The following is a 12,935-nucleotide window of genomic DNA, read 5'->3' as shown; positions in this document are numbered from 1 at the left end:
CATCCACTCACGACGAGGTCACAACCGGTTGCGCGGCGATCCAGAGGGTTTGGACTAGAGAGCGTTGTCATATACGCAGTTTGACACGCCCAAGACGTGTCGCAAGTTGGTTTGCGACCAAATCGCCCGGAAGCGACAGAGATGTGCGACTTGATTGCCTAAGCGTTTGTGCTTCAACCACCCAGAGTGGTTGATGGTTCGCTCAGGATTTCTTGGAGGGAGTAGCCCTGACCAAAACGCCATCCATGATAAGCGCCTTCAGACTGGTCCGGATCTCGCTTTCCGGGAACTTTCCGATGCTCCAATGCCGGAGTGACCAGACATTACAAAGGAAATACAGATAATTGGCCATCAGCTCTGTGTTCATGGGGCGGAACACTTTCTGCTCGACCCCTTTGTCCAGAATACCTTTCCAGCGCCCCATGAAATCACGTTCCATATCGAAAACGCGCGCGCGGTTCTCGGCAGACATGGACCGTGTTTCCGAATAGACCAGATTGATATAGCGGCGATTTTCACCAATGTAGTCGATGTACCGTTCAACCGCTTTTTCAAGGTTCTGATCGGCGGGGCCAGTGAACAGTTCTCCGGTATCGAAAAAGTCGATGATGTCCTGCATGCACATCGTAGTGATCAAGTGCAGTATGTCATCTTTGTCCTTGATGTACTTGTACATTAGCGGAACCGACAGCCCAGATGTTTTGGCAATCTCGCGCATCGATGCATTGCCGAACCCATGCTTGGCGATCACCTTGCACGCGCCTTCAAAGATCTGTCGCCGACGTTCCTCGGCGGTGTCGGACAGGGCGCGGGGCGGTTTTTCGGCCTGTGTGGATTTCGGCGTTTCCGCCAGTTGCGCATCGACTGAGAACGTGCAGGTCACTTCCATCAGCGTGGCGGCTTCCCCGGGATTGTGCCCGGCCTGAACGATCGAGACACGGTATGAGGGCAGCAGCGAATCTTCTGGCGACACGCGTATGGCCTGAGCCTCGATTTGCCCCTGTCCCGCAGTTGCCAGATTCGTGGCCGACGTGTTGACCAGTGTTGGTTGCAAAGTGTCGCCGAGACGTCTGAGTTCCTCGCGCGCAGCATCAATCGCCAGCGCAACGCACACGCCATCTAGCTGCGATTTATTAATAAATTCATCAACTTGCGCAGCGGAATACAAAAACACGCGGCTTGCCTCCATAGGACCCTACCTGAGGGCAACATGTTGAAATCCCTATCTCTTGTCCAGTTGGAAATCGTCGCAGTGTCGTTGCGACGTAGGGAAAAACAATTCGGGGCTTGACGAAATTGCCGGCTGTATGAGAATGTTAGTGAACGTTCAATAACACGCCAGAGGACGCCTGCATGAAGTTCAAGATTCTCGCCATTCCTTTCGCACGCCAGCATGGCGAGGACACTCAGCTTGCTGGACGTGACCCTGCGCGGTTCAACAAGATGATGCACACGATGCGGGATCAGATGGTCCTTGCCGAAGAGCTGGGCTATGACGGCTTCTGCCTGACTGAGCACCACATGCAGGTCGAAGGCGTTGAATGCACCACGAACCCGCTGTTCTGGAACATGTACATCGCCCAGCACACCAAGAACTTCAAAGTTGGTCAGTTGGGGATGAACCTGACCGCGATGAACCCGATCAAGACTGCCGAAGACATCGCCATGCTGGACCACATGACTGGCGGCCGTGTCTTCGCAGGCTTCTCGCGCGGGAACACGCCGCGCTGGACGGCGACCATGGGGCAGCACCTGGACATCACCTCGGCTGAATCTGACAAGTCCGAGGCCGACCAGCGCAACCGTCGCGCGCTGTACGAAAACTGGCGCCTGATCAAATCACTGTGGACCGACGACCTGACCGAACATCAGGGCGAGTTCTGGAACTTCCCGTCGAATGTCGAGTGGGAGTTCAATCCGACCAAACTCTGGGGCGGTGACAGCCCGGTTGATAGCAACAAGATCCTGCGCAAATCGGGCATCGTTCCCCGGCCGCTGCAAAAGCCGCATCCGAAAGTGTACGCGCCGTTCTCGTATTCGATGGAAACCGCCAAGTTCTGGGCGTCGGAAGGGGCCAAGATGGTATCCTTCGTAACCGCAGAAAAAGAAGAATTCATGCCGGTGATCCTTGAGAACTGTTTGAAGGCCGCGCATGAAAACGGGCTGCCTCAAACCACCAACAACGACGTTTTGGCTCTGGGTGCGCATCTGATGATGGGCAAGACTCCCGCCAAGACCAAACAATACCGCGAAATGTTCGACAACCTGTGGTTCTCGGCCTACGACGCGCCGCCCTATCACGTCCCACTGGGCCGCGTCTGGGACGGCTCGCGTCAACAGGTTCTGGACCAGGTCGGTGAACTGGCCGAGCGCTATCAGATCGACGAATTCTTTGTCTGGCACCACGTGAACTACTTTGGCGACGAGATCGAACAGGAAGCTCTGATCGAATTCGCCGAAGGCGTCATCAAGCCTCTGAACGGATAAGGGGAAGACCGTGTTCGATCTGCATGAAGTTTATCAGCTGTCTCCCATCGAAGAGATCATTACGGATTGCGAACAAGGCCGAATGGTAATTCTTGTCGACGATGAAAACCGCGAGAATGAGGGCGATCTGGTGATCCCCGCCGCCTGCGCGGATGCGGCCGCGGTAAATTTCATGGCACGCTTTGGTCGGGGTTTGATCTGCATGGCCATTCCTCCCGAGCGGGCCGAGCAGTTCAGCCTTGGCCCCATGACAGCGTTGAACACGGATCCACATCATACCGCGTTCACCATTTCGGTGGATGCGAAAGACGGCACGACCACCGGCATTTCCGCCAGCGACCGGGCGCGGACCATCGCACTTTTGGCTTCCAACAACGGCTCTTCGGCAGATCTGGTTTCGCCCGGGCATCTGTTCCCATTGGTGGCGAAACCGCAGGGCGTGCTGGAACGCGAAGGCCATACCGAGGCCGCAGTCGATCTGGCCCGCCTGTCCGGGCAGGGGGATTCCGGCGTGATCTGCGAAATCATGAATGATGACGGTGAAATGGCGCGCCTGCCGGATCTGCTGGAATTTGGGGCCCGGCACGGCCTTAAGGTCGGCACAATCGAAGACCTCAAAAGGTATCGCCAGGACCTGCTTGCCGACAAGGCCGCCTGATCGCCAACACCACTTGCGTTTCAAGACACTCATGACCGAGGATATCCTATGACTGCATTCGCCGAGATCGAAACCCTGATGCAGGCGTATATCGACAACCTGCATGACGGAGACATCAGCAAGACCGACCAGATGTTTCTGCCTGAATGTGATCTTTGCTGCGCCAACGAGGATGGCAGCTATATCCACATGACGCTGGAGAAATACAAAGAGGTCATCGGCGGTCGCGAAAGCCCGAAATCCAAAGGCTATCCTGTCTACGGTCATACAATCTCGATCGATCAATCAGGGCCGAATACAGCCTTTGTCAAGATCGACTGCGCCGTGCAGCCGCGATACTTCATCGACTACCTGTCGCTGGTCCGCACTGGCGAGGGCTGGAAGATTGCGGCCAAGGTCTATTACGTCCAGCGCACCGAAGACTGATCCCCTTTATCTGATCGAGCCCCCGAATGACCGCCCCATATTCCCAACTTTCGGCGCGTGCCATGGTGCAGGCCTTTGCTCGGCTGGAGCTGTCTCCGGTCGAGGTCACGCAGGCAGCGCTGGCCCGTATTGAGTCGGTAAATCCTATTATCAACGCGATTTACCACGTGGATGCCGAGGGCGCGCTTGAAGCGGCCCGGGCGTCTGAGAAACGTTGGCACGACAACGTACCAATGGGGCCGCTGGATGGCGTGCCGACAACAGTCAAGGATGCAATGGATTGCATCGGTATGCCCGCCTATCGCGGCTCGGCGGCGGGTGAGGCATCGGTCAGCACAACCGATCATCCCACGGTCGCACGCATGCGTGAGGTCGGTTCCGTGATCCTGGGCAAAAATACCATGTGCGATTATGGCATTCTTGCAGGCGGAGTGAGCTCAAAGCATGGGGTTACCCGCAATCCATGGGATGTATCGCGCACGACAGGCGCATCATCTTCGGGCGCGTCTGCCAGTGTTGCCGCTGGGATCGAGCCGGTTTCGATTGGGACCGACATCGTGGGATCCATCCGTCTGCCAGCCTCGTATTGCGGCCTGGCCGGGCTGAAGCCCAGCCAGGGGCGAGTGCCCTATTACGTCTGCAACAGCCCGGCGATTACGGCGGGGCCGTTGGCCCGCAATTTTGGCGACGTCGCGCTGCATATGAATGTTCTGACCGGAGAGGATACGCGCGATTTCGCGGCATTGGCACGGGACGGCGCGAACTATGTTTCGCGCCTGACGCGCGGCGACCGCAAAGGCATGTCGGTTCAGGTCATCCCCGAGCTGGGCTTGGGCGAACCGGTGGCGGAAGATGTTCAGGCAGCGCTGGAACGGACGGCACAGGTTTTGCGGGATATGGGCGTTCAGGTCACCTATCTTGAAACCGCGCCGTTCAGCCGAACGGACTGGGAACCCGCCGAGGCATTCTACAAAATACGTACCCTGTCCGAACTGATGCGCCAACCCGAGGCCGAACAGGCGAAAACGCCCTATATCCGCGACTGGACCAACGATGCACGCGCATTGTCCGCTGTTGAGCATCAGCGGAATTTCGATCACACGCAGGCGTTGCGCGAACGTGCGTTGGCGCTGATTGACGGCCATCATTTTGTCCTGTTGCCATCGACACCTGACACCGCCTTTGCTGCCGACCTGCCGGGGTCTGACCCCGATAAGCCGTTTGAAAGCTGGGCTAATACCTTCCTGTTCAACCTCACTGAGCAACCGGCATCCAGTATTCCGGTCGGACTAGACCGAAACGGGCTGCCGATCGGTATGCAATTGGTCGGACGCCGCTTTGACGATCTGGGCGTTTTGCAAATGTCGTGGCGGATCGAACGGGACATCGGAGAAATGCCGCCTGCGCCTCTGTGACGGACGCAGATACAGAAAAACACATTGAGAGGCAAAAAATGAGCGCAGAAAAAACGACGATTCCCGGTCAGATCATGACGATGCCACTGACGGTGACCAGCATTTTCCGTCATGGCATGCGTGCGCATCCCGAGGCGGAGATTGTCTGGCGCAACTCGGACATGACGATTGATCGGTACAGCTTTGCGGATATGGGGCGACGGACCCAACAACTGGCGCACGCTTTGACCGAACTGGGTGTGGGGCCGGGTGACCGCGTCGCGACGCTGGCCTGGAACAACAATCGGCATCTGGAACTCTATTATGCATTGGCTTGCATCGGTGCGATTTGCCACACGATCAATCCGCGCCTGCATCCCGATCAGATCGCGTTTATTATCAACGACGCCGAAGACACGCATATGTTCTTCGACACGACTTTTGCGCCGCTGATCGATGCTGTCTCGGCCCGCTGCCCCAGCGTTCAGGCCTGGTTCAGTCTGACTGGCCCGGACCAGGTGCCGCAGATGAACACCCCGGTCAGTGACTACGAATCCCTTATCGCGGGCAAGCCCGAGGTTTATGACTGGCCCGAACTGGATGAGAACGCGGCCATGGCGCTGTGCTACACATCTGGCACAACAGGCAATCCCAAAGGCGTTTTGTATTCCCATCGTGGGACCGTGCTGCACGCCATGGGCGTGTCCGGTGGCGACTGGCTGGCGCTCAGCTCGCGTGATGCCACTTTGCCCGTGGTGCCGATGTTCCACGCCTGTGCCTGGGGTATTCCGTATGCAGCCCTGATGAACGGCACCAAACTGGTTATGCCCGGACCGGGCATGGATCCGGCCCCGCTGCGCGAACTTATGGACGACGAAGAGGTCACGATGATCTCGGGTGTGCCGACTGTCTGGCTGGGCTTGTTCGAATATCTGGATCAGCAGGGCGCCAGGCTAAAAACAGTCAAACGCGCGATGATGGGAGGTTCAGCGGCACCTCTGTCACTGATCGAGCAGATCGAAAAAGGCCACGGTATCGACGTGGTGCATGGCTGGGGTATGACCGAGCTGAGCCCCGTCGGCACGCTTTCGGTGCCCAAATGGGGCGAGGATAAACTGCCAATCGACGACCGCCTTGCGCTGAAAACCAAACAGGGCCGAGCGCTTTATGGGGTCGAGATGCGCATCGTTAATGATGAAGGCGCGTTGCTGCCACATGACGGCGTTGCCTCGGGTATGTTGCAGGTGCGCGGCCACTGGGTTGCCGAAAGCTATTGGGGCGGGGCCGGTGCTGATGCCTTTACCGAGGACGGTTGGTTCATCACCGGTGATGTGGCGGCGATCGATCCGAAAGGCTATCTGCGCCTGACCGACCGAACCAAGGATGTCGTCAAATCGGGCGGCGAGTGGATTTCCTCAATCGATCTGGAAAACATCGCGATGAGCCACCCGGACATTCTGGAGGCCGCCTGTATCGCCGCCAAGCACCGCAAATGGGACGAACGCCCGTTGATCGTTGCTGTCAAGCGTGACGGATCGGATGTCAGCCGCGAGGATGTCCTGGCGCTCTACGAGGGTCAGATCGCCAAGTGGTGGACGCCCGACGACGTGGTGTTCCAGGCCGAGCTTCCGCACACCGCCACCGGCAAAGTTTCAAAGCTGCATCTGCGTGAGCAATACGCCGACTACAAGCTGCCCACTGACATCTAATACTTCCTTCAAGGATCAATCTAATGCGTTCTGCTGTAATCGTCTCGACCGCCCGTACTGCAATTGGCAAAGCCTTTCGTGGTGCTTTCAACGACACTCACCCCGCCGTTTATGGTGGCCATGCTGTCGCCGAGGCGGTCAAACGCGCAGGTGTTGACCCGTCCGAAATTGAGGATGTGATCATCGGCAATGCCGTCCCGGAAGGTGCAAATGGCGGCAATCTTGGCCGTCAGGTCGCCATGCGCGCCGGTCTGCCCGTGACCGCATCGGGCCAAACCATCAACCGGTTCTGCTCCTCGGGTCTTGAGGCGCTGACACGCGCCTGCTCGCGGGTCATGGTCGATGGCTGCGATGTGGTTGTCGGTGGCGGTGCCGAAAGCATCTCGCTGGTGATGGGTCGCGATAACACCTATCGCCTGAAAGAGGACTGGATCGCGCAGAACATTCGTGGGTTCTACGATCCGATGATTGCGACCGCCGATACTGTAGCCGAACGCTATGGCATCACCCGCGAGGCGCAGGATGCATTTGCCTTGCAATCGCAGCAGCGCACCGCCGCGGCGCAGGCAGCTGGCAAATTTGACGATGAAATCGTGCCAATCACGGTCACCAAGGCGAACAAGAATAAGGAAACCGGCGAGATCACCTATGAAGAGGTCACGCTGTCGCAGGACGAGTGCAACCGTCCTTCGACCACGCTGGAAAGCCTGCAGGGTCTCACTCCAGTGATGGGTGAGGACAAGTGGATCACGGCTGGCAACGCCTCACAATTGTCCGACGGTGGCTCGGCGCAGGTCGTGATGGAAGAAAAGCTGGCCGAAAAGCGCGGGCTCGAGCCGTTGGGTCGCTATATGGGTTACGTCGTCGCGGGTTGTGAGCCCGATGAGATGGGGATCGGCCCGGTGTTTGCAGTGCCGAAATTGCTGGAACGCAATGGCCTCAAGATGGATGATATCGGCCTGTGGGAATTGAATGAGGCCTTTGCATCGCAAGCCCTGTATTGCCGTGACAAGCTGGGCATCCCGAATGAGATCCTGAACGTCGATGGCGGCGCGATTTCCGTGGGCCACCCCTATGGTATGTCGGGCACGCGTATGGTCGGTCACGCGCTGATCGAGGGTAAGAAACGCGGCGCGAAGTACATCGTTGCCACTATGTGCATCGGCGGCGGCATGGGTGCTGCTGGTCTGTTCGAGGTTCTGTAAATGACTGCGATCAAAAAAGTTGCTGTCATCGGCTCGGGCGTGATGGGGGCAGGCATTGCCGCCCATTTCGCCAATGCAGGTGCCGAAGTCGTTTTGCTGGACATCGTCCCAAAGGTTGCCGAAGACCGCTCGATGTTGGCCAAAGGTGCCATTGCACGCATGACCAAGGGCCGCGCGCCGCAACTGGCCGACCCGGCCTATGCGGCCCGGCTGACAGCGGGCAATCTGGATGATGATCTGGATCAGCTTTCGACCTGTGATTGGGTGGTTGAGGTCGTTCTGGAAGACCTCGCCATCAAACACGCGCTCTATGCGAAAATTGCGCCTTACCTGCGCGACGATGCACTTCTGAGCTCGAACACCTCGACCATTCCGCTGGCCGATTTGGTTAGCCAGATGGATGACAGCCTGCGCAAGCGGTTCATCATCGTGCATTTCTTCAACCCGCCGCGCTATATGCGCCTGATTGAGCTTGTGACCGGACCGGACACAGATCCGGCTGCTGCGGAACGTGCGCGTGCGTTCAGCGATGAACGCCTCGGCAAAACCGTCGTGCCCTGCAACGACCGCCCCGGTTTCATCGCCAACCGTCTGGGCGGGCTGTGGATGAACGCCGCTGCCCGCGAGGCTGTGGCGCGTGGCATCACAGTTGAAGAGGCTGATACAGTGCTGGCCCGTCCCTTCGGCGTGCCCGGAACGGGTGTATTCGCGTTGATGGACCTGATCGGCATCGACCTGATGGGCAAATCACGCCTGTCTATGCGAAATTTGCTTGAGGCTGATGATCCGCAGCAATTCCACACCGACGGTCTGGAGCTGTTCGATCAGATGGCCGCCAAGGGTTTGGCCGGTCGCAAGGTCGGTGCGGGTTTCTATCGCAGATCCAAGGACGAAAATGGCAAACCAGTTGCCGAAGCCGTTGATCTGGGAACGCTAGAGTATCGTGCGCAGGCCAAGGGTCCGGAGCTGACCAAAAGCTTTGGTGTCGACTTTATTGATCAGGCCAGTGATCGGTTGGCTGATTATGCCTGGGCTGTAATGGGGCCGACTTTGTCTTACGCAGCTTACTGCGTGCCCGAGATTACCGCCAACCCGGCGGATATCGATGCGGCGATGGAGCTGGGATACAATTGGCGCATGGGCCCATTCAAGCTGATCGACAAGATTGGTGCGGACAAGATTGTGGCTCGCTTGAAGGCCGAGGGTCAGGATGTGCCGCCCTTGCTGGCGCTGGCCGCTGAACGCGGCGGGATTTATTCAGGTCAGGGCCGTAACCGTAAAGTGCTGTTGCCTTCGGCCGAACAGGCGGACGTGCCGCGTGGCCCCGGGGTGATCTTTGCATCTGACCTGACGGATGCTCCGGTGTACCAGACCGAGGCTGTTGTGCTGCGCGATATGGGCGATGGTGCCGCTCTGTTGACGATCACGGCACCTAATGCGGCTTTGGACGATCAAGTGATGACCGGTGTGAGCGAAGCACTGGACGTTGTGGGCCGAGACTTCAAAGCGATGGTCATCGGGTCGGACGGCAACCACTTTTCGGTGGGCGCGAACCTAAAAAAAGCGCTGGATCGTGCTGATGCGGGGGAAATGGATCTGGTCGAAGGGCAACTGGCCATCGGTCAGGCCACGATGCGCAAGATCAAGTACGCGCCGTTCCCGGTTGTCTCGGCCGCCTGTGGTCTGGCCCTTGGTGGCGGCTGCGAAATCCTAATGCACTCGGATCGGGTCATGGCCGCATTGGAAAGCAATATCGGGTTGGTCGAGGCCAATGTTGGCCTGCTGCCCGCGTGGGGCGGAACCACAGCCCTGTTGCTGCGCAAGGCGGCGGAGCTGGGTGATCCGGTCAAAGGGGCCGAGGCTGCGTTCGATGTGATTTCTGTGGCGCTGATGACTGGCTCGGCCCCGATGGCGCAACATGCGGGCTATCTGCGCGCGACGGACGGCGTTGTCATGAACCGCGACCGCCTTCTGGCCGAGGCCAAGGCGGCGGCACTGGCGCTGGCTGAGGGGTACAAACCCGCGCCCAAGGCCGAGATCACACTGGATGTCGCCGCTATCAATGCCGCGCTGGAGCCCAAACTGGCCGCACTGGCCGAGGCTATGCCAGAAGCACCCTACACAGTCGAAATTGCCAGTGAAACCGTGCGCGTTCTGGCAGGAGGCGACGGCGGCGTTCTGGACGAAGAGGCGCTGCACAGGCTGGAAGCCGAAGGTATGATGCGCCTGATCCGACAGGATAAAACACTCGAACGGATGCGCCACACCATGACGACCGGCAAGCCGCTTAAAAACTGAGGGATCATAGGTATGGACTATCAACTCCCGCAGCGGGACATTACTTTTCTGTTGGACGAGGTTTTTGACCTCGACAAGACGCTGGCGCTGCCTGGGTATGAGCATTGCGACAAAGATACGTTCTTTGCGGTCGTTGACGCGATCAACGGGTTTGTGCGCGACAATTTGGCAACCTGCAATGAGGCGGGCGACAGCCCGGGCGCACGGCTTGAAGATGGTCAGGTCTATGCCGCGCCAGGTTTTGGCGACGCCTACAAGGTATTCTGCGAAGACGGCTGGAACGCGCTGGCACTGGAAGAAGAATATGGTGGCCAACAGCTGCCCTTCGTCCTGCATGCCGCCCTGCGTGAAGGGATGGCCGGAACCAATCTGGCTTTTGCCCTGATCCACGAACTGAACTTTGGCGTTGTCGAAGCTTTGATGGCCTATGGCTCGGACGAACAAAAGGCGGTCTATTGCCCTCAGCTGACGTCCGGCAACTGGGCCGGGACCATGAACCTGACCGAGCCGCATTGCGGCACCGATCTGGGCCTGATCCGCACCAAGGCCGTTCGAAATGATGACGGATCTTATGCCATCACCGGCAACAAGATCTTCATCACCTGGGGCGACCACGACATGTCGGAAAATGTCGCCCATCTGATCCTCGCACGGGTCGAGGGCGCTCAGCCCGGACCGCGTGGACTGTCCCTGTTTTTGGCGCCGAAATACATGCTGGATGCGGACAACAACACGACGGACGAGCAAAACACGATCACCATTGCCGGGATCGAGAACAAGATGGGTATCCACGGATCACCCACCTGCACGATTTCGTTTGAAGACACCAAGGCTTGGATCGTCGGCGAAGAGGGTAAAGGCCTGGCCGCGATGTTCGTGATGATGAACGCCGCGCGCCTGTCGGTCGGCTTGCAGGGGTTGGGCGTGGCTGAGGCCGCTGTGCAAACCGCGACATCATATGCCCACGAACGACTACAGGGTCGCACGGACGGGGAACCTATGAACCCGACGGGCCCAGCTGATCCGCTGATCGCTCATGCGGATGTGCGCCGACGGTTGCTGACCGCGCAGGGCGAAATGGATGCCGCCCGTGCGATGGCCTATTACGGCGCTGGTCTGTTAGACGCGGCGCATCGCGCCGATACGCCTGAACAGCGCAAAGAGGCGGATGCGCATCTGTCGCTGCTGACTCCGGTGATTAAATCCTATTTGTCTGACATGGGATCGCGAATGGCGAATGAGGCTGTGCAGATGCATGGCGGGCATGGCTTCATCAAAGATTATGGCGTCGAACAGCTGGTGCGTGATGTGCGGATCACCGAAATTTACGAAGGTACCAATGCCGTTCAGGCCCGCGATCTGGTTATGCGCAAGGTGCGCGGCGACAATGGTGCCGTCATCAAGGGTCTGGTGGCCGATATGCTGGACGAGGCGGGCAAACTGGGCAACGACCTCGCTGACTTAGAGAAAAGCTTGCGCGATGCGGCATCCCGGCTTGGACGTTCGACGGATTGGGTGCTGGGTACAGCGCAAGGTGACGTGCTGTCCGGGGCCTGTGACTATCTGGAAATTGTAGCCCTCAGCGTATCGGCCTGGATGTCCGCACGGATTGCACGGGTGGCCACCGCTGCAGCGGGCGCTCAATCGCCAGAATACTATTCGGATCGGGTGGATGCAGCGCGCGCCTTTATGGCGCGGGCATTGCCCCGTGCTGTCAGCCACGAATTAATCATGCAGGCCGGTGAACCCGGCGTTGTATGTCGGGCTGATCGCTGTCTGTAACTCCTCCTTCTTCACAGACAGCGGTGCTAAAGGGCGTTCTGGAAACAGGGCGCCCTTTTTGCGTTTCTTGACCCAAATCAAGTTCCGTTGAGCGGTCAGCAATAGAATTTCGTGAACGGGCACTAAAGGCAGGTATAGTCTTGAAAACCCACATCCTTGTGCGGCTTTAAATGCATTCAAAGGGCGAAGATGTCGTGCTGCCCGGCTCGGTATGAAACGCTGTTAGAGCGGATAGCTGAGCAGGTGAAATTTGCCGACGAAAACGGGTATGCCGGGTTTTGCATGACCGAGCATCACTTTCAGGTGGAAGGGATCGAAACCACGACCAATCCGCCTTTGTGGAACATGCACATCGCTGCAAACACCAAGATCCTGATGGCGGGGCAGGTGGGTATGGCGTTGACGGCGCATCATCCGATGCGTCTGGCCGAGGATCTGGCAATGATCGATCACATGCCCGGTGCCCGACTGTTCTGTGGTTTTGTTCGGGGCGACACGCCGCGCTGGTTGAATACACTGGCGTAGCATCTTGATATCATCACAACCCAATCTGACCATCGGACCGACCGAAGCGCAGGCCGGGCAGCACTATCGCGTTTTTGAGGAATCGTTCAATTTCGCCTCTAATGCCCCGCCATATCATGTGCCGATGTGGCGGGTCTGGAAAGGCGCCGTGTACCAGGTGATCGATCAGGTTGGTGCGTTGAAAGAGAAACACGGGACCGAAGAATTCGTCGTCTGGCATGACGCCGGTTACTTCACGCAGGAAGAAGAGCTTGAGATCCTGAACAACTACGCCAAAGTCATCACGGCGTTTTCCTGACCCGCGGCAATAGGGGCAACAGCGCCCAAGCCGCGGTACTAGTCGGTGGCTTGCCGAATGCAGGTTACTTAATAACAGGCGAGGATTGGTCGGCTCTGGTCAATCAGCCGCTAAAGGGTAGCCAATCCCGGCGTAGTGCCAGTTAGAAGGTCT

The 12,935-nt window shown here is 58.2% G+C and carries 11 protein-coding genes; 10 read left to right on the top strand and 1 reads right to left on the bottom strand.

Annotated elements, in window-relative coordinates:
- Positions 1–202: 202 nt before the first annotated feature.
- The gene (locus tag AC2FIB_RS08765) at positions 203–1,174 is read right to left on the bottom strand and encodes a TetR/AcrR family transcriptional regulator (protein WP_496841951.1); all 972 of its coding nucleotides are present in this window, start codon (positions 1,172–1,174) and stop codon (positions 203–205) included.
- A 179-nt stretch (positions 1,175–1,353) separates the two neighbouring features.
- On the opposite strand from AC2FIB_RS08765, the gene AC2FIB_RS08760 reads away from it, so the two are divergent.
- From AC2FIB_RS08760 to AC2FIB_RS08715, 10 genes are all read left to right on the top strand, one after another.
- The gene (locus AC2FIB_RS08760) at positions 1,354–2,487 is read left to right on the top strand and encodes an LLM class flavin-dependent oxidoreductase (RefSeq protein WP_496734843.1); all 1,134 of its coding nucleotides are present in this window, start codon (positions 1,354–1,356) and stop codon (positions 2,485–2,487) included.
- Between the two features lie 10 nt (positions 2,488–2,497).
- Entirely contained in the window at positions 2,498–3,145 is a 648-nt protein-coding gene (gene ribB / locus AC2FIB_RS08755; protein ID WP_496734842.1) for a 3,4-dihydroxy-2-butanone-4-phosphate synthase, read from the top strand.
- 48 nt (positions 3,146–3,193) lie between these two features.
- Positions 3,194–3,571 carry a nuclear transport factor 2 family protein gene (locus AC2FIB_RS08750; protein ID WP_496734841.1) on the top strand — a complete coding sequence of 126 codons (378 nt, stop codon included), beginning with the start codon at positions 3,194–3,196 and terminating at the stop codon, positions 3,569–3,571.
- Between the two features lie 26 nt (positions 3,572–3,597).
- A complete protein-coding gene (locus AC2FIB_RS08745) occupies positions 3,598–4,986 on the top strand; it encodes an amidase family protein (RefSeq protein WP_496841950.1) in 1,389 nt (462 codons plus the stop codon).
- A gap of 38 nt (positions 4,987–5,024) precedes the next feature.
- The gene (locus AC2FIB_RS08740) at positions 5,025–6,674 is read left to right on the top strand and encodes a long-chain-fatty-acid--CoA ligase (protein ID WP_496734838.1); all 1,650 of its coding nucleotides are present in this window, start codon (positions 5,025–5,027) and stop codon (positions 6,672–6,674) included.
- Positions 6,675–6,697: 23 nt separating this feature from the next.
- On the top strand, positions 6,698–7,879 hold the full coding sequence (locus AC2FIB_RS08735; RefSeq protein ID WP_496734837.1) for an acetyl-CoA C-acyltransferase: 1,182 nt from the start codon (positions 6,698–6,700) through the stop codon (positions 7,877–7,879).
- Positions 7,880–10,177, top strand: coding sequence for a 3-hydroxyacyl-CoA dehydrogenase/enoyl-CoA hydratase family protein (locus AC2FIB_RS08730; protein ID WP_496841949.1), 2,298 nt, complete (start codon positions 7,880–7,882; stop codon positions 10,175–10,177).
- Positions 10,178–10,189: 12 nt separating this feature from the next.
- Entirely contained in the window at positions 10,190–11,959 is a 1,770-nt protein-coding gene (locus AC2FIB_RS08725) for an acyl-CoA dehydrogenase family protein (RefSeq protein WP_496734834.1), read from the top strand.
- Positions 11,960–12,148: 189 nt separating this feature from the next.
- Positions 12,149–12,484, top strand: a complete 336-nt coding sequence (locus AC2FIB_RS08720; RefSeq protein WP_496734833.1) for an LLM class flavin-dependent oxidoreductase — start codon at positions 12,149–12,151, stop codon at positions 12,482–12,484.
- Positions 12,485–12,488: 4 nt separating this feature from the next.
- On the top strand, positions 12,489–12,782 hold the full coding sequence (locus AC2FIB_RS08715) for a hypothetical protein (protein ID WP_496841947.1): 294 nt from the start codon (positions 12,489–12,491) through the stop codon (positions 12,780–12,782).
- Positions 12,783–12,935: the final 153 nt, after the last annotated feature.

The organism is Ruegeria sp. YTSA072 (genome assembly GCF_059610285.1).
This window is presented reverse-complemented; position numbering and strand designations above follow the sequence as displayed.